This is a genomic window from Burkholderia sp. Bp8994 (genome assembly GCF_003853805.1).
Taxonomy (GTDB): domain Bacteria; phylum Pseudomonadota; class Gammaproteobacteria; order Burkholderiales; family Burkholderiaceae; genus Burkholderia.
In genome coordinates this window covers 92572-116169 of the sequence record NZ_QTQH01000010.1, presented here as the reverse complement: position 1 = coordinate 116169, position 23598 = coordinate 92572, and the positions used below count along the sequence as shown (strand labels likewise).

Sequence of the window (23598 nt, the reverse complement as noted above, 5' to 3'; positions counted from 1 at the left end):
GTACCCGCTGTGCCGTCCCGGTGTTCAGAATCGGGACACTCGTGTTCGATGCGCCGGCATCGCCCCCGGCGGGCGCCCGGACGCACCGCTCCTGTTCCGTTTTCGCCCGGTTTGGCACGCATGTTGCGTAAACCGTGCAGCGCGATCCAACCGGCGCTGCATTCACACAAGCACGATGAACAGGAGACATGTATGAACCCGTTTGACCTGAAACAACTGGGCCTCGACGTCGAATACCCGTACCGTCAGCAGTACGACAACTACATCGGCGGCAAGTGGGTTCCGCCGGTGAAGGGCGAATATTTCGAGAACGTGTCGCCGATCAACGGCAAGCCGTTCTGCCGCGTGCCGCGCTCCGGCGCCGACGACATCGAGGTCGCACTCGATGCCGCGCACGCCGCGCGCCGCAAGTGGGGCAAGACGTCGGTCACCGAGCGCGCGAACCTGCTGCTCGCCGCCGCCGACCGGATGGAAAAGAACCTGAAGCTGCTCGCGGTGGCCGAGACGATCGACAACGGCAAGCCGCTGCGCGAGACGATGGCGGCCGACCTGCCGCTCGCGATCGACCACTTCCGCTATTTCGCGGGCTGCATCCGCGCGCAGGAAGGCGGCATCTCCGAGATCGACGACAACACCGTCGCGTATCACTTCCACGAGCCGCTCGGCGTCGTCGGCCAGATCATCCCGTGGAACTTCCCGCTGCTGATGGCCGCGTGGAAGCTCGCACCGGCGCTCGCGGCCGGCTGCTGCGTGGTGATGAAGCCGGCCGAGCAGACGCCCGCGTCGGTGCTGGTGCTGATGGAGCTGATCGGCGACCTGTTCCCGGCCGGCACGATCAACATCGTCAGCGGCTTCGGCAAGGAAGCGGGCGAGGCGCTCGCGACCAGCAAGCGGATCGCGAAGATCGCGTTCACCGGTTCCACGCCGGTCGGCAAGCACATCCTGCGCGCGGCGGCCGAGAGCCTGATCCCGTCGACGGTCGAACTGGGCGGCAAGAGCCCGAACATCTTCTTCGCCGACGTGCTCGACCAGGACGACGCGTTCCTCGACAAGGCGCTCGAAGGCCTCGCGATGTTCGCGCTCAACCAGGGCGAAGTGTGCACGTGCCCGTCGCGGATCCTGATCCAGGAATCGATCTACGAACGCTTCATCGAGAAGGCCGTCGCGCGCGTCGAGCGCATCAAGGGCGGCCACCCGCTCGACCTGCAGACGATGATCGGCGCGCAGGCGTCGCAGCAGCAGCTCGACAAGATCCTGTCGTACATCGACATCGGCCGCGACGAAGGCGCGCAATGCCTGACGGGCGGCGAGCGCACGGCACCGGCCGCCGACCTCGGCACGGGCTATTACGTGAAGCCGACGATGCTGTTCGGCAACAACAAGATGCGCGTGTTCCAGGAAGAGATCTTCGGGCCGGTCGCGTCGGTGATGACGTTCAAGGACGAGCAGGAGGCGATCGAACTCGCGAACGACACGTTCTACGGGCTCGGCGCGGGCGTGTGGACGCGCAACGGCACGCGTGCGTACCGGATGGGCCGCGAGGTCGAGGCCGGCCGCGTGTGGACCAACTGCTACCACCTGTACCCGGCGCACGCGGCGTTCGGCGGCTACAAGCAGTCCGGCATCGGCCGCGAGACGCACAAGATGGCGCTGTCGAACTATCAGCAGACGAAGTGCCTGCTGGTCAGCTACCAGGCCGAGGCGCTCGGGTTCTTCTGATCGCCGCAGCAGGGGGCGAAGTGCCGGGGCTGGCCGGGCGGCAGCGCAACGCTGCCCGGTACGGCGGCCGGTGCCGGACGGCGGCGACGCGTCCGGTGCCGGCTTGCCGTGGAGGGTGCGGCGGTCGGGCGCTGGCTGTCCAGCCTTCGGCCGTCGGGCGGCGTCCGCGGCGAGGTGGCAATGCGCTGGCGCCGGTTCGTCCGGCACTTCGCCGTTTTCGTGTTCCGACCTTCGATACGGGCGTCGGCATTCGCACCGGCCGGTGCGCGTTCGCGCCCGTATCGTGCCCGTATCGCACCCCGATGGCCCCGACGGAAACCAGCATGTCAGAACTGCCCGGATCCTATCCGCGTCACCCGGTGTTTCACGCGGGCGAGCTCGACGCGCATCACCGCTTCGGCGTCGCCGACGAAGCCGAGCGGATGAGCGACGTCGTGACGACGCGGCTGAGCATCGGTGTGCGCCAGTTCGTCGAATCGCAGCCGTTCATGTTCGTCGGCACGACGAGCGGCGGCCCGGCCCCGTCGCGCATGACCTGCGACATCGTGCAGGGCATGCGCGACGCGAACGGCGATCTATGGCCGGTCGTGCGCGTGATCGACACGAAGACGCTGCGCTTCGCGCTGCCGGCGCACGGCGGCCACCGGCTCGATGCGCTGGCGTGCGACGGCTGCGGCGTCGGGCTGCTGTTCATCGATTTCGTGCGCGGCATCCGCTACCGGATCAACGGCCGCGCGACGTTGCGCACCGATCTGCCGGAAGCGGACGCGGCGCCCTGGCCGGCGGACAGTCCGATCGTCGAACTGGCGGTCGCGCAGGCGTACGGCAACTGCGGCACGCGGGTCGTGCGGTTGCGGCCGGGCGCGTAGCGCGTCGCCGGGCGGGCGGCGGCACGCATGCCGCACCCGCGCGGTGCGCGGCATGCCGCCTCCGGGTGCGCCCGCATGGCGCGCATCGGCCGCACGGCGTTGAATGACGGGCTTGTCGCCGGACAACGCGGATCGGCACGGGACTTGCGTGTTGGACGTGGTCCCGGGCGGGTGAGGAGAACATGATGGGTCAACGAGTGGAGTGCATGGCCGAGCCGACGGCCGAGGACACGCGGTGCAGCGCACAGGGCGACGACGCGCTGGCCGGCCAGGCCGTGGTCAGCGTCGCGCACGACGCCGACGAGCAGGCGCGCAACCTGATCGGCTGGCGGCAGACCTACGACCAGCTCGCGGCCGGCCGCTTCGTCGGCACGCTGACCGAGCTGCCGCTCGACACGATGAAGCTGTTTCGCGAATCGACCAGCCACCTGCTGCGGCAGGCGTGCGAGGTGCGCGGCGACGCGTACTGGTTCGGCATCCCGCTGACGAGCGACGGCACCGCGCGGGTCGATGCGTGCCGCATCGGCCCCGGCGCGCTCGCGTTCCGGCCCGGCAACGTCGAATTCGAATTGCTGACACCCGCGCAGTTCTCGATCTACGGCGTGGTCGTGCGCGGCGACGTGCTGCGCCGCTACGCGGAGGAAGTCGAACACCGTGCGCTCGACGAGCGGCTGTTCGCGCAGCGCGTGATCCAGATCGGCGATATGCGGCTCGCGCGCCTGTGTGCGCTGCTCGGCGGCCGCCTCGACGGCGCGGCGGCCGCGGGTGGGCCGCTGCCCGACGCACAGCGCGACGACCTGCAGGCCGAGGTGCTGGCCGCGCTGTTCGACGCGTGTGCGCAACCGGCTGACGACGGCGCGGGCGGCGCCCCGTCGACACGGCGCTGGATCGTCGAGCAGGCGCGCGAGTACGTGCTCGCACACCGCACGCGCCCGGTCGGCGTGCCCGAGCTGTGCGAGCAGTTGCACGTGAGCCGGCGCACGCTGCAGTACTGTTTCCAGGACGTGCTCGGCATGGCGCCCGCGACCTATCTGCGCACGCTGCGGCTGAACGGCGCGCGGCGCGACCTGTGCGGGCGGGCGGCCGGTTCCGTGCAGGACGTCGCGGAGGCGTGGGGCTTCTGGCACCTGAGCCAGTTCGCGACCGACTATCGGCGGCTGTTCGGCAAGCGGCCGTCGGAGACGCTGCGCGAGCGGGCGGTGACGGTGGCGGCCGGGTGAGGCGGGCGGCGGCGCGCGGATGCCGCGGTGCGTCCGGTCATCCGGGCGACTCCCTTTTCTCCATCCCTATCCGGCGGTAGCCGCCGCTTCGCGCGGTGCAGGCCACGGCAAGGCATCCCAGTCGATCGCCCGGTAAGCGGCTTCGACCGCCGCGAGGTCGTTCGGCCGCTCGCTGCGATGCAGCCCGTGCAATGCGTCCGGCACATCGAGCGCGACCGGTACGCAGTGCGGATAGTCGCGCACGCGCAGCGCCGGGCCGATCGTCGTGAAACAGCCGAGCGTCGGCACGTCGAAACCGTCGGCGAGATGCAGCGCGGCCGTGTCGGGCGCGAACAGCACGCTCGCCCCGCTGACCCAGGCAATGAAGCGCGCGGTATCGGCCGCGTCGCGGCTCACGTCGACATAGGCCGGATGCGCGACGGGGCCGAAGCCGACCACCGGCAGCCCGTAACGCCGCGCGAGCCGCTCCACGAAAGCCGCGCGCAGCGCCGGCGGCACGCTGCGCACCGCGGTGCTCGCGCTCGGGCAGAACAGCACGTACGGCCGCCGCCATTCGGCCGGCAGGGCGGGCAGGGGCAGCCGCGCGAGCCAGCGATTGCGCTTCGCGGCGGCCGGCACCGTGGCCGGGTCCGTGCCGAGCGCGTCGAGGAAGAAGTCGATCATCGGCTGTCGCGCGAAAGCGGGCCAGTACAGGTGATTGCCGAGATCGATGCGCGGCGCGTGCGCGGGCAGTGCGTCGGCGGCGCACGGCAGCGTACGCGACGGCGCGACGACGTCGGCGGCGAGCGCATACAGCGCGTCGACGTAGCGCGGCGCGCGGGCCGGCCGGTAGAGCGTGAAGCGCAGGCCGGGATGCATCGCGCGCAGCGCGGCGAGCGCGGTCAGCCCGATCACCGAGTCGCCGAGCGCGACGCCCATTCCGTTGATCACGTACACGTCCGCCGTGCGGCCGTAGTCGAGCCGGAACGGCCGGTGGGCGGCGTGCAGCAGGCCGAGCGCCGGTGCGGCCGGCACGTGATCCTCCGCGGGGCCGCTGCCGTGCTCGAGGTCGTAGGGGGCGACGAGCGTGCCGTCGGGCGCGAGCAGCGTGCCCGGGTGCGTCAGCGCGTCGTCGCGCGACAGCGCGAGACCGGCCGGCGCGGCGCGCATTTCCATGGTCACGCGCCGCGTGCGCGGCGGCCCTGCTCGCGGATCTGCTCGAGCGTCGCGGCCGGCGTGCTGGCGTCCTGCGGGATGCGGATCTCGATCAGCGCCGGCAGCCCGCAGGTCAGTGCGCGCTCCAGTGCCGGCGCGAAGTCGGCGGTGCGCTCGACCGTCTCGCCATGCGCGCCGAACGCGCGCGCATACGCGGCGAAATCGGGGTTCGTGAGCCCGGTGCCGTGCACGCGCCCCGGATAGTTGCGCTCCTGATGCATGCGGATCGTGCCGAAATGCCCGTTGTTGACGACGATGGCGACGATGTTCAGCCCGTACTGCATCGCGGTCGCGAGTTCGTTGCCGGCCATCATGAAGCAGCCGTCGCCGGCGAGCGCGACGACGGCCCGCGACGGATACAGCGACTTCGCGGCGAGCGCGGCGGGCAGCCCGTAGCCCATCGCGCCGCTGGTCGGCGCGAGCTGCGAGCGAAAGTGCCGGTACGCGAAGTGGCGATGCAGCCAGATCGCGTAGTTGCCGGCGCCGTTGGTCAGGATCGCGTCGTGCGGCAGGCGCTCGCGCAACTGCACCATCACGTCGCCGAGCTGGACATCGCCGGGCATCGGCAGCGGCGCGTGCCATTCGCGGTACGCGCGGTGCGCGTCGGCGGCCGTGCCGGCCCACGCGGGGTGCGCCGGCGGTTCGAGCGCCGCGAGCGGCGCCGCGATTTCCGGCATCCCGGACACGATCGGCAGGTCGGCCGCATACACGCGGCCGAGCTCGTCCGCGCCCTGGTGCACGTGGATCAGTGTCTGGCGCGTCTTCGGGATGTCGAGCAGCGTGTAGCCGCCCGTCGTCGCTTCGCCGAGACGCGGGCCGAGCACCAGCAGCAGGTCGGCGTCGCGGATCCGCTTGGCGAGCGCGGGATTGATCCCGAGGCCGACGTCGCCCGCGTAGTTCGGGTGCGCGTTGTCGAAGATGTCCTGGAAGCGGAACGCGCACGCGACCGGCAGTTGCCAGCGCTCGACGAAGGTGCGCAGGTTCGCGCATGCGTCGGGCGTCCAGCCGCTGCCGCCGACGATCGCGAACGGCCGCTCGGCGCGCGCGAGCCGTTCGCGCAGCTCGTCGACCTGCGCGGCCGACGGCGACGCCGCGACGCGTTTCGCGGCCGGCACGACGGGCTGCGGCGCGCACGCGTCGGACAGCACGTCCTCGGGCAGCGCGAGCACGACCGGGCCGGGCCGGCCGGACGTCGCGACGTGGAAGGCATGGCTCAGGTATTCGGGAATGCGGCGCGGGTCGTCGATCTGCGCGACCCATTTCGCCATCTGGCCGAACATCCGGCGGTAGTCGATTTCCTGGAAGGCTTCGCGGTCGAGGTGCTCGCGCGCGCACTGGCCGACGAACAGGATCATCGGCGTCGAATCCTGGAACGCGGTGTGCACGCCGATCGACGCGTGGGTCGCGCCGGGCCCGCGCGTGACGAACGCGATGCCGGGGCGGCCGGTCAGCTTGCCGACCGCTTCCGCCATGTTCGCGGCCGCCGCTTCGTGGCGGCAGACGACCGTCTGGATCCGCGCGGTGTCGTCCGCCAGCGCATCGAGTACGGCGAGAAAGCTCTCGCCCGGCACGCAGAACACGCGTTCGACGTGATTGGCGAGCAACGCATCGACGAGCAGTCGCGCGCCGGTGGTGGCGCGCGGCTCGAGATCCTTGGAATGCGACATGGGCTGCCGTCTCCCTGGGTAGCGGGATGTACAGATTACGCCTGTTGTCGGGGCGCCGGCACGCTGGCCGGTGAAAAGTGTCGGAACGCGGGGAGCTCGGGGCGTGGATGTTGCACGCGACGTGCGGGTGTTTCGCCGCTTTGAAACGCTGGTCGGCTTTCTGCGCGACATCGGCATCAGCCGTTTCGATGTGGATGCGTCGGAGTTCGACCCGGATGCGGCCGGCCGGGCGACCCGGCCCGATCGGGCGGCCGCGATGAGGGCGGCACACGAGGCAGCGGCCCACGATCGCTGGTTTCGCGAGCAGGTGCAGCAGGCGCTGGACGATCCGCCTGCGTCGATTCCCGACGCGGAGGTGAGTGCCGACTTCGCGTCGCGCCGTGCGGCGCTGCGTGAACGGCTCGCGGGCAGGCGAGGGGATGCTTCTTGACCTTCGCGCTGCACTGGAATCCGAAGGCGTACGAGGATCGCGCCGCGATCATGGGCTACATCGGCGAGCACGACCCGCAGGCCGCAATCGAACTCGACGAACCGCTGGAACAAAGGGCCGCCACGTTGCCGGCCCGTGCAGAGCTGTATCGGCAAGGGCGAGTGGCCGGCACGCGCGAACTGGTGGTCGCGCCGAACCACGTGCTCGTGTATCGCATCAGACCGGCTGAGGGGATCGTCGAGATCCTCCGCGTGCTGCATGCGCGACGGCAGTGGCCGTGATGCCCGATATCCGCAAGTCGGCGTCGAGCGGCGGAAGAAGGATCATCTCGACAAGCTGATCGCCGCGCATGCGGTGTCGCTCGACGTCGCGCTCGTGACCAACAACGAGCGGGATTTCGTCAGCTATCCGGGATTGCGGCTGGAGAACTGGCTGAACGATTGATGGCGGTGATGGTGTCCGACGGTCATGCGGGATATCGATCCACCCGCATGACCGCCGGACCCTGCATCAGCACTCGACGATATTCACCGCCAGCCCGCCGCGCGACGTTTCCTTGTATTTCGTCTTCATGTCGGCGCCCGTCTCGCGCATCGTCTTGATCACCGAGTCGAGCGACACGTAGTGCGAGCCGTCGCCGCGCAGCGCCATGCGCGCCGCGTTGACCGCCTTCACCGACGCCATCGCGTTGCGCTCGATGCACGGGATCTGCACCATCCCGCCGACCGGGTCGCAGGTGAGGCCGAGGTTGTGCTCCATCCCGATCTCGGCCGCGTTCTCGACCTGGCGCGGCGTGCCGCCGAGCACGGCCGCGAGCGCGCCGGCCGCCATCGAGCACGCGACGCCCACTTCGCCCTGGCAGCCCACTTCCGCACCCGAAATCGACGCGTTGAGCTTGTACAGGATGCCGATCGCGGCGGCGGTCAGCAGGAAGTCGATCACGCCCTGTTCGTTCGCGCCCGGCGTGAAGCGCGTGTAGTAGTGCAGCACGGCCGGGATGATGCCGGCCGCGCCGTTGGTCGGCGCGGTGACGACGCGGCCGCCGGCCGCGTTTTCCTCGTTGACCGCGATCGCATACAGGTTGATCCAGTCGACCATCGACAGCGGATCCTGCAGCGCGCGCTCCGGATGGCCGGTCAGCGCACGATACAGCTGCGGCGCACGGCGCTTGACCTGGAACGGGCCGGGCAGGTTGCCGTCGGCTTCCGGGTTGCCGATCCCGCAGCCGCGCGACACGCACGACTGCATCACGGCCCAGATCTTCAGCAGCCCGTCGCGCGTCTCTTCCTCGGTGTGCCACGCGCGCTCGTTTTCCCACATCAGCTGCGCGATCGACTTGCCGGTCGACTCGGTCAGCGCGAGCAGCTCGGCGCCGGTGCGGAACGGATGCGTCATCTGCTCGGCCGCGCTCAGCACCTTCGTGTTCGGCGCACCGGCCGTCACGACGAAGCCGCCGCCGACGGACAGGTAGGTGCGCTCGACCAGCACGTCGCCGTTCGCGTCGGACGCGCGCAGCTTCATGCCGTTCGGGTGCTCGGGCAGCGCCTGCCGGTAGAACGCGATGTTCTCCTTCAGCACGAACGGCACCGGATGCGTGCCGAGCAGCGCGAGCTTCTTCGACTTGCGGACATCTTCCAGACGCGCGTCGATCGTCTCGGGATCGACGGTGTCGGGCGCGTCGCCGAGCAGGCCGAGCATCACGCCGCGGTCGGTGCCGTGGCCCTTGCCGGTCGCGCCGAGCGAGCCGTACAGCTCGACCTTCACACTGGCCGTCGCGTCGAGCATCCCGTCTCGCTCGAGGCCCTGCACGAACATCAGCGCCGCGCGCATCGGTCCGACCGTATGCGAACTGGACGGGCCGATGCCGATCTTGAAGAGGTCAAACACGCTGACTGCCATCTTGATACCTGCCTTGCTTTAAGAATAATGCTAGCGCGCCTGCAATGGCAGGCACGCGGCGAGCCATGCGGGCGGCATGGGGGAGAGTTGCCGCGCGACGCGCGCATAGCGCCCGTCGAGACGCGCGGCCAGATGAAAGAGTTCGGTGGCGTTTTTCGGGTCCCACTGCCCCGTATAACCCGGCAAGCCGGCCTCGCGGCGCTTCGCGTCGAACGGCACCGGCGAATTCACGAATTCCTCGTGCGTTTTCTCGCCGAGCGCGTACGGCACGAGCCAGTCGAGCGCGGCCGCGAGCGTCGCGCCGTTCGCGCCGCGCTCGCGCAGCCAGTTGCGGTTGAAGCGGCGCGCGGCGAGCGCGGCCGTCACCAGCGGTTGCAAGTCGTACACCGCGTAATGCAGCGCATCGCGTTCCTCGAAATCCCAGGTCTTGCCGTCCGGGCCGATGTTGTCGGCGAGATGCTCGACGAACAGCCGCTGCGCGGCGTTCATCATCTTGCGGTCGCCGAGCGTGAACGCGGACAGCGCAATCAGCTTGATCCGGTGGCTCTGCCAGTTGTTGCGCCAGGTGCCGGCGAGCGGGCGCTTCTGCGCGTCGATCTGCGCGACGTAACCGGCGCCGAGCTTCGCGATGAACGCCGCCGTCGCGTTACGCGTCTTGACCGGCAGCGCGCTCGCCGTCATGTCGTACGCGATGATCAGGCTGTCGAAGCGCGTCTCGTCGATCGGGTTGAAGTCCGGCTGATAGGTCGACACCCACGCGGACAGGAAGCGGTCGACGAGCTGCAGGTAGCGCGGCGCATTGGTCACGCGCCACGCGAGCGCGGCATCGCGCATCAGCTCCATGTCCTTCAGCGCATCGACGCTCTGGTCGTAGATGCCTTCGTGCGGCAGCGTGCCCTCGGTGTGCACGCGCGCCATTGCCTTCGGCTGCTCGCCGATGCGCGCGTCGACGCTGCGGATCAGTGCCTGCACGCCCGGCTCGGCCTGCGTCGTCTCGCTCGCCTGCAACGCGGGCGCCGCGCAGAAATTCATCGCCGCGCGCGCGCTGCCGGCCGTGCCGAGGCCGGCGGCCAACGACAGCGACGCGACGAGCAGCGGCACGACGCGGCGCGTGCGCGGCCGCTCCTGCGTGGCACCCTGGCCCGGAAACATCGGACGCACCATGCGGAACTCCTTGATTGGCTGGATCGCGTGTGATGTTAGCCGGATTGGCGGGCAAGCGTGAATCGATCGGGCCGGCGGCGGACGCAAAAACCGCACGCAACCGAGGGTTGCGTGCGGTGTGGTCACGGCCGGACTCCGGAGCGCGGGCAGCGTTATGCGTAGTCCGACACCGGCACGCACGAGCAGAACAGGTTGCGGTCGCCGTAGGCGTTGTCCGCACGGCCGACCGGCGGCCAGTACTTGTTCGTGCCGAGCGACGCGACCGGGTACGCCGCCTGCTCGCGCGAGTACGCGTGCGGCCATTCGTTCGCGGTGACGACGGCTGCCGTGTGCGGCGCGTGACGCAGCGGGTTGTCCTCGCGGTCGGCGCGGCCTTCCTCGACGGCACGGATTTCCTCGCGGATCGCGATCATCGCGGCGATGAAGCGGTCGAGTTCTTCCTGCGATTCCGATTCCGTCGGCTCGACCATCAGCGTGCCCGGCACCGGGAAGCTCATCGTCGGCGCATGGAAGCCGTAGTCCATCAGGCGCTTCGCGACGTCGTCGACGCTGATGCCGCTCGTTTCCTTGAGCGGGCGCAGGTCGAGAATGCACTCGTGCGCGACCAGCCCGCCCGGGCCCGAATACAGCACCGGATAGTGCGGCGCGAGGCGCTTCGCGATGTAGTTCGCGTTGAGGATCGCGGTTTCCGTCGCGGCGGTCAGGTTCTTCGCGCCCATCATCGCGATGTACATCCACGAGATCGGCAGGATCGACGCCGAGCCGTACGGCGCGGCCGACACCGCGCCGATGCCGTCTTCCGCACGCGCGTAGCCGGTCGAACGCTGGTTCGGCAGGAACTTCGCGAGGTGCGCGCCGACCGCGACCGGGCCGACGCCCGGGCCGCCGCCGCCGTGCGGGATGCAGAAGGTCTTGTGCAGGTTCAGGTGCGACACGTCGCCGCCGAACTGGCCCGGCGCGGTCAGGCCGACCATCGCGTTCATGTTCGCGCCGTCGACGTACACCTGGCCGCCGTGCGCATGCACGATCTCGCAGATCTCGCGGACGTTCTGCTCGAACACGCCGTGCGTCGACGGATACGTGATCATGATCGCCGCGAGATCGTTCGCGTGCTGCTCGGCCTTCGCCTTCAGGTCGGCGATGTCGACGTTGCCTTGCGCGTCGCACGCGACGACCACGACCTTCATGCCGGCCATGTGCGCCGACGCCGGGTTCGTGCCGTGCGCGGAGGCCGGGATCAGGCATACGTCGCGATGCGCTTCGCCGCGCGATGCGTGGTATGCGTGGATGATCAAGAGGCCCGCGTATTCGCCCTGCGAGCCGGCGTTCGGCTGCAGCGACACGGCCGCATAGCCGGTCGCGGCGACGAGCATCTGCTCGAGCTGGTCGATCATCTCGCGGTAGCCGACGGTCTGCTCGGCCGGCGCGAACGGATGGATCCGGCCGAATTCGGGCCACGTGACCGGCAGCATTTCCGACGTCGCGTTCAGCTTCATCGTGCACGAACCGAGCGGGATCATCGAGCGGTCGAGCGCGAGATCCTTGTCCGACAGGCTGCGCAGGTAGCGCAGCATTTCGGTTTCGGAATGGTGGCGGTTGAACACGTGGTGCGTCAGGTACGCGCTCGTGCGCTCGAGGCCGGCCGGCAGCACGGCGACGCCGCCGAGGCCCGCGTCCAGCGCGTCCACGGCCGGCGCGGTGCCGCCCGCGGCCTGCGCGAACACGGCGAGGAGATCGGCGAGGTCGTCGCGGGTCGTCGTTTCGTCGACCGACACGCCGACTTGCGTGTCGCTCACGCGACGCAGGTTGATGCGCTTGGCCTTCGCGAATTCGTGGACCTGCGCGGTGCGTGCGCCGGTATCGATCGTCAGCGTGTCGAAGAACGTGTCGTTGACGGTCGCGAAGCCGAGCTGCTTCACGCCGGCGGCGAACAGCGCCGCGATGCGGTTCACGCGCAGCGCGATCGTCTTCAGGCCGTGCGGGCCATGGTAGACCGCGTACATGCTCGCCATGATCGCGAGCAGCGCCTGCGCGGTACACACGTTCGACGTCGCCTTCTCGCGGCGGATGTGCTGTTCGCGCGTCTGCAGCGCGAGGCGCAGCGCGGGCTTGCCCTGCGCGTCGACGGTCACGCCGACCAGGCGGCCCGGCATCTGGCGCTTGAATTCGTCACGCACGGCCATGTAAGCGGCGTGCGGGCCGCCGAAGCCCATCGGCACGCCGAAGCGCTGCGTGTTGCCGACCGCGACGTCCGCGCCCCATTCGCCGGGCGGCGTCAGCACGGTCAGTGCGAGCAGGTCGGCCGCGACGACCACATGGCCGCCGGCCGCGTGGATCGCTTCGGTGAGCGCGCGGTAGTCGCGCACGTCTCCGTACACGCCCGGGTACTGGAGCAGCACGCCGAACGCGTTCGCCTGCGCGGCGTCGGCCGCCGGGCCCGTCTTGACCTCGATGCCGATCGGCAGCGCGCGCGTGCGGATCACTTCGAGCGTCTGCGGCAGCACGTCGTCGGCGACGTAGAACACGTTCGACGCCGGCTTGCCGGTGCGCTGCAGCAGCGTCATCGCTTCGGCTGCGGCGGTTGCTTCGTCCAGCAGCGATGCGTTCGAGATCGCGAGGCCCGTGAGGTCGGCGACCATCTGCTGGAAGTTCAGGAGCGCCTCGAGGCGACCCTGGGAAATTTCGGGCTGGTACGGCGTGTAGGCCGTGTACCACGCCGGGTTTTCGAGCACGTTGCGCAGGATCACGGCCGGGGTGTGCGAGTCGTAATAGCCCTGGCCGATATACGAGCGGAACACCTGGTTCTTGTCCGCGAGGGCGCGCAGCGCGGCGAGGGCTTCGGCCTCGCTCTTCGGTTGCGCGAACGGGCCGAGCGGCAGCGTTTCGGCGCGGCGGATCGAGGCCGGGATCACGGCGTCGATCAGGGCGGCGCGCGACGCGAAGCCGAGCGTGTCGAGCATGGCCTGCTGGCTGGCGGCATCGGGGCCGATGTGGCGTTCTGCGAACGCGTCGTGCGTTTCGAGCGCGGCGAGCGAGAGGGGCGTGCGGTTCATCAGGCGGTCCGGGTGTTCGAGCTTCATGGCGTGACTCTGGTCCCGCGCGGGCCGAGGCCGGCCCCGCGCGGTTCGGGTAAGGAAAATTAGTCGATCAGCTTGCTGTAGGCGTCAGCGTCGATCAGCTTGTCGGTCGAGGCGCCGGCCGCGAGCTTGATCTTGAAGAGCCACACGCCGTATGCGTCGCTGTTCACTTCTTCCGGCGAGTCGGCGGCTTCTTCGTTGATGGCGACGACTTCGCCGGACACCGGCGAGTAGATGTCGGATGCCGCCTTCACCGATTCGACGACGCCGACGGCGTCGCCCGCGTTCACCGACTTGCCGACTTGCGGCAGCTCGAGGAAGACGATGTCGCCGAGCGTGCTCTGCGCGTGATCGGTGATGCCGACCGTCAGCGTGCCGTCGGCTTCGGTGCGGACCCACTCGTGTTCGTCGGTGTACTTCAGATCGGCCGGGACGTTGCTCATCGGATGCTCCTGGATAAAAGGGTGTGTTCGTTATGCTGGCGCGCCGCCGGGGCGCGCCGGGTGTGGTTGCGCCGGGCGCCATTTCCCGGCTTCACGGCAGGCGGCCTCCCGGTCGCCTCCCGGTCGTTACGCAGCGAGGACCTTGCCGTTGCGCACGAACGGCAGTTTTACCACGCGCGCGGGAAGTTGCTTGTCTCGAATCTGCACGTGGACCGTGTCGCCGACCTGGACGGCCGCCGGCACGCGCGCGAATGCGATCGACTCCTGCATCGACGGCGAGAACGTGCCGCTCGTGATCTCGCCTTCGCCGTGCGGCGTGACGACCTTCTGGTGCGCGCGCAGCACGCCGCCCGCCTTGCCGTTTTCCTTCTGCAGGATCAGGCCGACGAACGCGGCGCGCGTGCCGTTTGCCTCGAGCGCGGCGCGGCCGACGAACTCGCGCGGCGCCGACAGGTCGACCGTCCACGCGAGGCCCGCGTCGAGCGGCGACACGGTGTCGTCCATGTCCTGGCCGTACAGGTTCATGCCGGCCTCGAGGCGCAGCGTGTCGCGCGCGCCGAGCCCGCACGGACGCACGCCGTTTTGCTGCAGCGCGTTCCACAGCGCTACGACGTGCACGGCCGGGACGATCACCTCGAAGCCGTCTTCGCCGGTGTAGCCGGTGCGCGCGACGGTGAGGTCGCCGAACGGCGTGCCGGCGACCTGCGCGGCGTTGAACGGCTTCAGCTCGCTGGTCGCGGCGCGCGCGGCGGGCACCGTCGTCCAGACCTTTTCACGGGCGTTCGGGCCCTGAACGGCGACGATCGCGAAATCGCGGCGCGGCGCGATGGTCAGGCCGTAGCCGCCTTGTTCGTTGAGCTGGTTGAACCACGCGATGTCCTTCTCGGCCGTGCCGGCGTTGACGACGACGCGGAAGAAGTCTTCGGTGAAGTAATAGACGATCAGGTCGTCGATGACGCCGCCCTGCGGATTGAGCAGGCACGAGTAGAGCGCCTTGCCGGGGATCTTGAGCTTGCCGACGTTGTTCGCGATCGCGTGCTCGAAGAACGCGCGCACGCGGCTGCCGGTGAAATCGACGACGCACATGTGCGACACGTCGAACATGCCGGCGTCGGTGCGCACGGCTTCGTGTTCTTCGATCTGCGAGCCGTAGTTGACGGGCATGTCCCAGCCGCCGAAGTCGACCATGCGGGCATTGAGCGCGCGGTGCGCGGCGTTGAGCGGGGTTTGATTCAGTGCAGTCATCGAGGCCTCAGGCAAGGCGCTTGCGCGCGGGTCAGAACGGCCATGTGCCGACCGTCGCGGCCTTGGGGCCTGCGAAACGATCCGGTACATGCCCCTCTGTCCTCGATACCTGAGAGATTGCGCCGCGGCCACAAGCCGGCGAACGCGCGCCCCTTCGGTGGGCAGCCTGCCCGCGCAGCCAATGTGCTGCGGGCTACTGCCGCTCTCCAGAGTGCGGGGAGTGCGGCCCGCGCAATGCGCGGACGGGATTCCCCGACGCGGTCGGTCCTTTTGCCTGAGAGTTTGCGGGTGTGCCCCTTCGGCGGCGCGACCGGCGTTGCTGCTATGCGGTCACACGCTCTCCCGACGCGTGCGGGCGACTGTACGCGAGCGGGTGGGCATTGTCAATTTGAGCAAAAGAATGTCGCTTCGCGACAAGCGGCGGCGTGGGCGCCGCCGCTTCTGCCGGCACCGGCGGGCGCCGGCATGGCCGGGATTACTCGCCGATCGCGCGCGCGGCCGTGTCGAGTTCCTGGTTCAGCACGCGCTGCTCGTCGCCGGACAGGCCGCCGTTGTGCTGGCCCGACATGTCGTTCGCTTCCTGGCGGATCACGTCGAGGCGGTGGTGCAGCTGCGCGCCGTACGGCGGCGGGTAGTAGCCGCCGTTCACGCGCGCGTCGATGCGCCGGTGCAGGTTGTCGATCCGGCCCTGGACCTCCTGCAGGCGATCGTTCGCGACGACCTGCGGATTCGGCCGCGGCGGGGGCGGGGGCGCCTGTCGGGCCGGCCGCTGCGGCTGCACGACACAGGCCACGAGCGAGGAAACCAGGACGCAGCATGCCGCTGCGCGAATCAACCGTTGCATCACATTCTCCTGACGGTTTGGTGTCGGATCGACTTTTTGAGAAACGCGTCAGACCGGACGACCGCTGACTTTCGTTCCCGCACCATTTGTAACGGAATGTTCGGGATCGTGGCGCCGTGGCGGCTGACGGGGGCGCGCAGCCGGGGCGGCGCGGCGCGAGGTGGCGGCTGCGGCCGGGGCGACGACCCGGCCGGCGGCCGTCAGACTGTGCGACGCACGAACGGTACCCGGCGGCCTTCGTGCTCGCTCTGCGCGGCGAGCTCGATGATCGTCATCACGTCGACGGCGTCCTGCGGCGTGACCGGGAACGGCGCGCCGTCGTGGACCGACGCGGCGAGCGCGCGATAGAACTCCGCGTACTGCCCGTCGAGCGTCGGCACAGGCCGCTCGACCTCGACCTCGCCGTCGAGCACGCGCAGCACGCCGGGCGGGTTGCCGCCGCCGAACTCGACGTGATCCGGCGTGAGGCCGGCCTTCAACTGGTCTTCCTGCGTGTCGAGCCCGAACTTCTGGTAGCTGCCGCGCGTGCCGTGCAGCGTGAAGCGCGCGGGCTCGATCGCCGACAGCGCGCTCGCATGCAGCGCGACGTCCTTGTCCGGATAACCGAGCAGCAGGTGCACGAAATCGGGCGCCGTGCCGTTGTCGCGGCGTGTCTTGACCGTGGCGCTGACCGTTTCCGGCAGCCCGAACAACGCGAGCGCCTGATCGATCAGGTGCGGGCCGAGATCGAGCAGCAGGCCGCCGCCGCGTGCGGGCTCCTCGCGCCAGCGCGTGCGCGGCGTCGGCCGGAAGCGGTCGAAGTGCGACGCGAAATAGGTGAGCCGGCCGAGTTCGCCGGATTCGACGATGCGGCGCACGGTGAGGAAATCGCCGTCCCAGCGGCGGTTGTGGAACGGCGCGAACAGGCGGCTGCGCGCGTTCGCGAGCCGCGCAAGCGCGAGCGCTTCGTCGGCCGTGAGCGTGACGGGCTTGTCGACGACGACGTGGCGGCCGGCCTGGAGCACCTGGCGCGCGAGCGCGAAGTGCGTGTCGTTCGGCGTGGCGATCACCACGCAGTCGATATCGTCGAGGCCGAGCAGCGTGTCGAGATCGGGGACGATGCGGGCGCCCGGAAAGGCGGCGCGCGCGCGATCGGGTTGCCCCGTCGCGATCGCGGCGACCTCGGTGCGGCCGCTCGTGGCGATCACCGGCGCGTGGAACGTCGCGCCGGCGAAACCGAAACCCATCAAACCAATCCTGAGCAATGACGACATGGCAATCCCTGGCTGCGTACGAAACGAAAAGAGGGCGCGCCGCTGGGGCGCGAGGACGACCGGCTATTTTGGCATGGCGCGGCGGCCCGCACCGGCGCGTTCGGCAAAACGCGCGGCACGATGCGGCGCATGCGCGGCCGCAGCCGGCATTTGGCGCGGGACGGGCAGGCGCTGCACTCGGCAGGCCGGGCGGCCGACGCTGCGGCGTGCGGGCCGGGCACTTCCCATCGCGACGGTCGCCCATTGTGACCGATCGGGCCGTGGATGGGGCCGGATTGGCCGTCCGGACAAGGAAGCGAGGGCCGGATCAAGCGCCGAACCGGGAGACGAAAACGACGGCCTGCCCGTCCGGCCCCGTCCGGCGGCGCTCCCGAAAAGCGCGTCGCCGACGTGTTAACATGCGCGTCCTGCCCCGCGTGTCCGCCTGCATTCCAGGCCCGTCGCGCGCGGCATCCTCCCGGCGTTCGCCGTCAACCGCAACATCATCCGCCATCATGTCCGCAGGCCTCAACTCCGCTCAGAACGAAGCGGTGCGCTACCTCGACGGTCCCTGCCTCGTGCTCGCCGGCGCGGGCAGCGGCAAGACCCGCGTGATCACGCAGAAGATCGCGCACCTGATCGAAGCGAAAGGCTTCGAGCCGCGCCACATCGCGGCCGTCACGTTCACGAACAAGGCCGCCGCCGAAATGCGCGAGCGCGTGTCGAAGCTGCTCGAGGGCAAGACGCTCACCACGCCCGGCAAGGAAGGCCGCAAGGTGCCCGTCAACCAGCTCACCGTATGTACGTTCCACTCGCTCGGCGTGCAGATCCTGCGCCAGGAGGCCGAGCACGTCGGGCTGAAGCCGCAGTTCTCGATCATGGATTCGGACGACTGCTTCGGGATGATCCAGGAGCAGATCGGCACCACCGACAAGGGCCTGATCCGCAAGATCCAGAGCACCATCTCGCTGTGGAAGAACGGCCTGATCATGCCCGAGGAGGCGATGACGATCGCGGCCAACGAGGACGAGCACCAGGCGGCGCTGGTCTACCGCAACTACGTCGCGACGCTGCATGCATACCAGGCGGTCGACTTCGACGACCTGATCCGCCTGCCGGCCGAGCTGTTCGCGAAGAACGAGCAGGTGCGCGACCGCTGGCAGAACAAGCTGCGCTACCTGCTGATCGACGAATACCAGGACACCAACGCGTGCCAGTACGAGCTGCTGAAGTTGCTCGCCGGCCCGCGCGCCGCGTTCACGGCGGTGGGCGACGACGACCAGGCGATCTACGGCTGGCGCGGCGCTACGCTCGAGAACCTCGCGCAGCTCGGCAAGGACTTCCCGAAGCTGCACGTGATCAAGCTCGAGCAGAACTACCGGTCGACGGTGCGGATCCTGACCGCTGCCAACAACGTGATCGCGAACAACCCGAAGCTGTTCGAGAAGAAGCTGTGGTCCGAGCACGGGATGGGCGACTCGATCACCGTCACGCCGTGCAACGACGAGGAGCATGAGGCCGAATCGGTCGTGTTCCGGCTGTCCGCGCACAAGTTCGAGCGGCGCGCGCAGTTCCGCGACTACGCGATCCTGTATCGCGGCAACTTCCAGGCGCGAATCTTCGAGCAGGTGCTGCGGCGCGAGCGGATTCCATACGTGCTGTCGGGCGGCCAGTCGTTCTTCGACAAGGCCGAGATCAAGGACCTGTGCGCGTACCTGCGGCTGATCGCGAACGCCGACGACGATCCCGCGTTCATCCGCGCGGTCACGACGCCGCGCCGCGGCATCGGCAACACGACGCTCGAGGCGCTCGGCTCGTTCGCGGGCCAGGCGAAGGTGTCGCTGTTCGAGGCCGTGTACATGGGCGGGATCGAGGCGCGGCTGTCCGCGCGGCAGGTCGAGCCGCTCAGGATGTTCTGCGACTTCATCCAGCGCCTGACCGATCGCGCGGACAAGGAGCCCGCGACCGTCGTGCTCGACGACATGATGGAGGCCATTCACTACGAGGCCTACCTGTACGACGCGTTCGACGAGCGGCAGGCGCAGTCGAAGTGGCAGAACGTGCTCGAATTCCTCGAATGGCTGAAGCGCAAGGGCACCAAGCCCGAGACCGAAGCCGTCGACGGCGAGGCCGACGGCTTCCACAACGCGGACGGGCTTGCGGACACCGGCAAGAACCTGCTCGGCCTGATCCAGACCGTCGCGCTGATGTCGATGCTCGAAGGCAAGGACGAGGATCCGGATGCCGTGCGGCTGTCGACCGTCCATGCGTCGAAGGGGCTCGAGTATCCGCACGTGTTCCTGGTCGGCGTCGAGGAGGGCATCATGCCGCACCGCGGCGGCAGCGAGGACGACGGCCCGATCGACAACGAGCGGATCGAGGAGGAGCGCCGGCTGATGTACGTCGCGATCACGCGCGCGCAGCGCAGCCTGCACCTGAACTGGTGCAAGAAGCGCAAGCGGGCGCGCGAGACGGTCGTGTGCGAGCCGTCGCGCTTCATTCCCGAGATGGGGCTCGACGAAGCGCCGCCGCCGACGCCGGAGGAAGCGCCGATGACGCCGAAGGACCGGCTCGCGAGCCTGAAGGCGCTGTTGCAGAAGTGAGGCGGCGCGCTTCGGCGCACGGACGCCCCGGCGATCCGGATAAACGAAACCCCCGCGATGCGTGTGCGCCGCGGGGGTTTTTTCTGGCCGGCAGGCGTTACTTCGACGCGTTGACCATGTAGTCGACGGCCGCCTTCACGTCGGCGTCGGACGCGCTCGACCCGCCCTTCGGCGGCATCGCGCCCTTGCCGTGCAGCGCGTAGTTGTAGACGGTATCCATCGAGTCCTTCAGGCGCGGCGCCCAGTCTTCCTTGCTGCCGAACTTCGGCGCGCCGAGCACGCCGGCCGCGTGGCACGCCTGGCAGACCTGCGTGTACAGCGCCTTGCCGGCGGAGGCGGCGTCGGCGCTGGTCGGCGCGGCCGCGGGCTTTTCGCCGGCCTTCGGAATCGCGGCGATCGCGGCCATTGCAGCGGCGGCCTGCGCGTTCGATGCATCGGCGCCCGAAGCGCCTGCCGCACCCGCCGCGCCGCTCGCCGCCGGTGCCGCATTGGCGGCCGGGGCAGCCGGTTCGGGGAAGTTCGCGCCGTCGTTGTTCGCCATGTAGACGATCGCACGCGCGATTTCATAGTCGCTGACGTCGTCGGGGCTCGTGCCGCCGCGCGGCGGCATCGCGCCCTTGCCCGACAGCGCCGTTTTCAGCAGCGTGTCGAAGCCCTGCGAGATGCGCGGTGCCCAGTCGTCCTTGTTGCCGAACTTCGGCGCGCCGGCGGCGCCCGTGCCGTGACAGGTCACGCACACGGCCTTGTAGACTTCCTCGCCGGTCTTGTACGTGCGGGGCGCATTGGCGTCCTTCACGTCGACTTTCGCGAGCGGTGCGATCCGCGCGGCGACCTGTTCCTCGGATAGCGCATCCGTGCCCGCGCCCGAACGGAACGCATGGTTGGCATAAGTGGCAAACAGGACGATCAGGGCGATCGGAATCGCGAATGAGGCGATGACGACGGCAATCAGCTGCCCGGGGGTTTTGACGGGAGATTCGTGGGGTGCTTCGCTCATGCTTGCCTCGTCTCCGTGATTAGGAATTGTGAGCGCGGTGCAACGGCAAAATGGCTGGCGATCCAATGAGTCCGGACGATTATAGACGGAACGTTTACATCACGGCGAGCGGCGCGAAGGCGCGTGTTTACCCGCACGAATTGCGGGCCTGACGGGGTTTCGGCGGGCAAGGTGGACGCGTTTTGGGAAACCGGGTATCCTTGCGGTCTTGTCAATGGTGGGCGGCCGGTTTATTGGGGTCGTTTCGCTGTCGTCACTGTCATATGCGCCCGTAGCTCAATGGATAGAGTACTGCCCTCCGAAGGCAGGGGTTGCTGGTTCGATCCCAGCCGGGCGCGCCAAAAATAGGTCGTGAAATCAAGGACTTTTGCGCAGCTCGGGCAACGCCGTTAAAGATTTCCGGCTTTTTGCAGCAATTCTGCTGCAGTCATCCCCCGCACTCGCACCTATACCCTGTTCCCCAACCAGATAAGGAACAGGCGATGGCTTCCATCACGCACCGTGGCCCCTACCAGTACCAAGCCCTGATTCGCCGCAAGGGCTATCCCGCCCAGACCGAAACGTTCGAGACGCTTGAGGAAGCCCAGAAGTGGGCCGCTAAGACCGAGGCCGAGATGACTCTTGGCTCCTTTATCGACCGGTCGGCGCTTGAGCGCGTAACCTTCGGCGACCTGCTGGCCCGGTATGCCAAGGAGGAGACACCCAAAAAGCGTGGCTCGCAAACCGAAGTGGTCCGCATCCGCGCGCTGCAGAAGCACGTGCTCGCCGCCCGGCCGCTGGCGACGTTGCGCAAGGTCGATTTCGCGAACTACCGGGACGAGCGCCTGAAAAAGTGCTGTGCCGAAACTGTCCGGCGAGAACTGGTCATCATCTCGGCCGTTTTCAGGACCGCGCGGGAGCTGTGGGAGGTGCCGATGGGCAATCCGCTCGACGGCGTCAAGTGGCCGGCGAAGGGGCAGCATCGCGAGCGGCGGCTTCGGGGCGATGAAGAAGCACGGCTGCTGGAGGCTGCAGGCCAGAGCAAGACGCCGGCCCTGAAACGTCCGGCGCGAAGTGCCGCTCGCGACGTACCTGGCGGCAATGCAGTGGCAATGCAGTTACAGTTGCGCGATCTGCTGATATCGGCCGGCAGCTTCGGTCCGTCCGAGTGCGGCCTGAAACTCCGCATGCAACTCCCGCTGCGTCGTTTCCGCGTCGGCCGCGATGGCTGTGTCGATCGCCTGTATGCGGCGGATGATCGCCAGCGCATCGGGCGTTTGCGGTGCGCTCAGCGACATCAGCAGGGGCGAGCGCGCTTCCGCGAGACGCGCCGCGCCGCACCAGTCCGCCATCGTCGCGGCATGTTCGATTGCCTGCGTCAGTTGCCACACGCGTGCGAGTAATGTGGGTTGATCCATCGTGACGATCACTCCAGTGCCATTTCAAAAGTACCGCGCGGCTCGATACATCCGGTGGGCCTTATGACTTGTTGGTGGCGAGTGCGCCGGCGCTATTGGTGCCGCCGAACAACTGCGTCAGATACTGCGAGTTGTTCTGCATCCGCGCCATGAGCGTATTGAGGGCGGTGAATTGCGCATTGTACTGATCGGTCAACTGATTCGCATACGCTTGCAGGGTCTTCGCTTGCGTCTTCGCGTCGGCGAGGTCGCTGTTCAGCGCGTTGACGCGCGTATCGATGATCCCACCCGTCTGCAGATACGACGTGATGTTGTTGTTCAGCACTGCGCCGATGCCATTCGTCGCGTTGAAGGCGGTCGCTAGCGAGGCCGAATTGTGCGTCAGGGCGTTCGACAAAGCCGCACTATCGACGCTGAGCGTGCCGCTCGGCGTCAGGTTGATGCCGAGCGCGCTCAGGCTCACGGTGCTGCTGCCGCTTGTTACGCCCTTGGAAAGGGCCGTGGCAAGCGAGCCGACGATCGAATTCAGCATCGAATCGCCGATGAGTGGCCCGCCCTGGCTGCCGGCAGCGGCGGTCGAGTCGAAACTCGACAGCGACGATGCGGTGCTCACGAATGAGTTGTATGCCGAGACGAAGCCGTTGATCGCGTTGGTCGCTGACGTGTTGTCCGCCGCGACCGTGAGGGTTTGGGTCGTGTTTGCCGCCGACGTGGCGAGGTTGAGCGTCACGCCTGTAATGGCGCCGGTGATCGTGTTGCTGGCGCTCTGGATATTGGTGATGCCGTCGATGCTGAGCATCGCGTCTTGTGCGTTGTTTTTCTCGACGTAGTTGTTTGTTGCGACGCCCGAGCTGTCGACGGTCGCGAGGCTGGCCAGCCCGTCTGTCGAATTGGTCGATACCTGGATCGTGTTCGCCGCCCCTGTCACGTTCGAGGTCAGCACGAGGTGCGACCCATCCGTGCCGGTAACGACGGTGGCGGTCACGCCGGGATTGCCACTCGCCGAATTGATTGCGCTGGCGATGCCCGCGAGCGTGTTGTTGCCGGTGTTGATTCCGACGGTCATCGGCGCGCCGCTGCCGAGCGTGATGGTGAGGCTGCCCGTCCCGAGCTGTTTGGTGGACGGCTGCACGCCCGCTGTCAGTGCAAGCTTCTGCGCGGTGGCGACTTGCGTTACCGCAATCGAATAGCTGCCGGCGACCGAGCCCGTCGACGTGGTGGCGCTCAGGCCGCTGCCGCTCGCGGTGGCGGTGGTTTTCGCCAGAGCCGATCCGTCGGTGAGCCCGGACAGCGCCGATTGCAGGGAGGACAGTGCCGACTTGAGCGAGCCGATGGCCGACAGCGTGGTGTTGTCGAGATTTTGCCGGTTGACGTTCTGCGTGGTCTGTGCGGCCATCTTGGCCGTAACCATCGCGGAAACGAGTGCGGACGTGTCCGTGTTCGAGTTCGTCACTCCGCTGATGATGGACTGCGCCGCCTGTGTCAGCGCGCTGTTGGCCGTGGTGCTGGAAATGTTCGTCGTCGACATCGAGGACTCCGTCTGGTAAAAAGTGCGCCGCCGGGCGCATTGGCGTGGCGGCGCCGATGTGCCGCACGAT

The 23598-nt window shown here is 68.6% G+C and carries 17 protein-coding genes, 1 tRNA gene, 2 pseudogenes and 2 riboswitches; of the genes and pseudogenes, 9 read left to right on the top strand and 11 right to left on the bottom strand.

The features are described 5' to 3' along the window. Positions 1-192 precede the first annotated feature (192 nt). From DIE04_RS12990 to DIE04_RS12980, 3 genes are all read left to right on the top strand, one after another. Positions 193-1719, top strand: a complete 1527-nt coding sequence (locus tag DIE04_RS12990; protein WP_124520460.1) for an aldehyde dehydrogenase family protein — start codon at positions 193-195, stop codon at positions 1717-1719. Between the two features lie 323 nt (positions 1720-2042). Next, positions 2043-2588, top strand: coding sequence for a hypothetical protein (locus DIE04_RS12985; RefSeq protein ID WP_124520461.1), 546 nt, complete (start codon positions 2043-2045; stop codon positions 2586-2588). 185 nt (positions 2589-2773) lie between these two features. Further along, positions 2774-3808: a helix-turn-helix domain-containing protein gene (locus tag DIE04_RS12980; protein ID WP_044848383.1), complete on the top strand. Its 1035-nt coding sequence runs from the start codon at positions 2774-2776 to the stop codon at positions 3806-3808. Between the two features lie 66 nt (positions 3809-3874). Here DIE04_RS12980 and DIE04_RS12975 read toward each other — a convergent pair whose 3' ends face one another. Both DIE04_RS12975 and DIE04_RS12970 read right to left on the bottom strand, forming a co-directional pair. Further along, positions 3875-4963, bottom strand: a complete 1089-nt coding sequence (locus tag DIE04_RS12975; protein WP_124520462.1) for an ADP-heptose--LPS heptosyltransferase — start codon at positions 4961-4963, stop codon at positions 3875-3877. Between the two features lie 2 nt (positions 4964-4965). Then, positions 4966-6669 (bottom strand): thiamine pyrophosphate-binding protein, encoded by a 1704-nt coding sequence (locus DIE04_RS12970; protein WP_124520463.1) that lies wholly within the window; start codon positions 6667-6669, stop codon positions 4966-4968. Between the two features lie 28 nt (positions 6670-6697). Here DIE04_RS12970 and DIE04_RS12965 point away from each other — a divergent pair. From DIE04_RS12965 to DIE04_RS12955, 3 genes and pseudogenes are all read left to right on the top strand, one after another. Beyond that, positions 6698-7099: pseudogene (locus tag DIE04_RS12965) on the top strand (hypothetical protein); the annotation flags it as partial. Then, positions 7096-7380 carry a type II toxin-antitoxin system RelE/ParE family toxin gene (locus DIE04_RS12960; protein ID WP_124520464.1) on the top strand — a complete coding sequence of 95 codons (285 nt, stop codon included), beginning with the start codon at positions 7096-7098 and terminating at the stop codon, positions 7378-7380. The pseudogene DIE04_RS12965 and the gene DIE04_RS12960, both read left to right, overlap by 4 nt. 31 nt (positions 7381-7411) lie before the next feature. Beyond that, positions 7412-7543, top strand: a pseudogene (locus DIE04_RS12955) (VapC toxin family PIN domain ribonuclease); the annotation flags it as partial. A 66-nt stretch (positions 7544-7609) separates the two neighbouring features. Here the strand turns inward: DIE04_RS12955 and DIE04_RS12950 are convergent. The 7 genes from DIE04_RS12950 to DIE04_RS12920 all read right to left on the bottom strand — a co-directional run bounded on the left by DIE04_RS12950 (position 7610) and on the right by DIE04_RS12920 (position 17024). Then, positions 7610-8998 carry an L-serine ammonia-lyase gene (locus DIE04_RS12950; RefSeq protein WP_124486848.1) on the bottom strand — a complete coding sequence of 463 codons (1389 nt, stop codon included), beginning with the start codon at positions 8996-8998 and terminating at the stop codon, positions 7610-7612. A gap of 30 nt (positions 8999-9028) precedes the next feature. Next, complete coding sequence (locus DIE04_RS12945) at positions 9029-10162, bottom strand: alginate lyase family protein (RefSeq protein WP_124520465.1); 1134 nt, start codon at positions 10160-10162, stop codon at positions 9029-9031. Between the two features lie 152 nt (positions 10163-10314). Further along, positions 10315-13242: an aminomethyl-transferring glycine dehydrogenase gene (gcvP, locus tag DIE04_RS12940; RefSeq protein WP_124486850.1), complete on the bottom strand. Its 2928-nt coding sequence runs from the start codon at positions 13240-13242 to the stop codon at positions 10315-10317. A gap of 59 nt (positions 13243-13301) precedes the next feature. After that, positions 13302-13682: a glycine cleavage system protein GcvH gene (gene gcvH, locus DIE04_RS12935; RefSeq protein WP_044848374.1), complete on the bottom strand. Its 381-nt coding sequence runs from the start codon at positions 13680-13682 to the stop codon at positions 13302-13304. Between the two features lie 126 nt (positions 13683-13808). Beyond that, the gene (gcvT, locus tag DIE04_RS12930) at positions 13809-14927 is read right to left on the bottom strand and encodes a glycine cleavage system aminomethyltransferase GcvT (RefSeq protein ID WP_124520466.1); all 1119 of its coding nucleotides are present in this window, start codon (positions 14925-14927) and stop codon (positions 13809-13811) included. An 86-nt stretch (positions 14928-15013) separates the two neighbouring features. Further along, positions 15014-15147, bottom strand: a riboswitch (glycine riboswitch). Between the two features lie 31 nt (positions 15148-15178). Further along, a riboswitch (glycine riboswitch) is annotated at positions 15179-15282 on the bottom strand. Positions 15283-15402: 120 nt separating this feature from the next. Next, entirely contained in the window at positions 15403-15771 is a 369-nt protein-coding gene (locus tag DIE04_RS12925) for a hypothetical protein (protein WP_124520467.1), read from the bottom strand. A gap of 200 nt (positions 15772-15971) precedes the next feature. Next, a complete protein-coding gene (locus DIE04_RS12920) occupies positions 15972-17024 on the bottom strand; it encodes an oxidoreductase (RefSeq protein WP_044848371.1) in 1053 nt (350 codons plus the stop codon). 494 nt (positions 17025-17518) lie between these two features. On the opposite strand from DIE04_RS12920, the gene DIE04_RS12915 reads away from it, so the two are divergent. Continuing rightward, positions 17519-19606 carry a UvrD-helicase domain-containing protein gene (locus tag DIE04_RS12915; RefSeq protein WP_124486852.1) on the top strand — a complete coding sequence of 696 codons (2088 nt, stop codon included), beginning with the start codon at positions 17519-17521 and terminating at the stop codon, positions 19604-19606. A 97-nt stretch (positions 19607-19703) separates the two neighbouring features. On the opposite strand, the gene DIE04_RS12910 is transcribed toward DIE04_RS12915, so the two are convergent. Continuing rightward, on the bottom strand, positions 19704-20603 hold the full coding sequence (locus DIE04_RS12910; RefSeq protein ID WP_124573044.1) for a cytochrome c5 family protein: 900 nt from the start codon (positions 20601-20603) through the stop codon (positions 19704-19706). Between the two features lie 265 nt (positions 20604-20868). On the opposite strand from DIE04_RS12910, the gene DIE04_RS12905 reads away from it, so the two are divergent. Together DIE04_RS12905 and DIE04_RS30375 are read left to right on the top strand one after the other, a co-directional pair. Then, positions 20869-20944, top strand: a tRNA-Arg gene (locus tag DIE04_RS12905). Positions 20945-21085: 141 nt separating this feature from the next. Next, positions 21086-21985 carry a hypothetical protein gene (locus DIE04_RS30375; protein WP_221621944.1) on the top strand — a complete coding sequence of 300 codons (900 nt, stop codon included), beginning with the start codon at positions 21086-21088 and terminating at the stop codon, positions 21983-21985. Positions 21986-22061: 76 nt separating this feature from the next. Here the strand turns inward: DIE04_RS30375 and fliD are convergent, their stop codons facing one another. Then, positions 22062-23528 carry a flagellar filament capping protein FliD gene (fliD, locus tag DIE04_RS12890; protein ID WP_124520469.1) on the bottom strand — a complete coding sequence of 489 codons (1467 nt, stop codon included), beginning with the start codon at positions 23526-23528 and terminating at the stop codon, positions 22062-22064. Between the last annotated feature and the right edge of the window lie 70 nt (positions 23529-23598).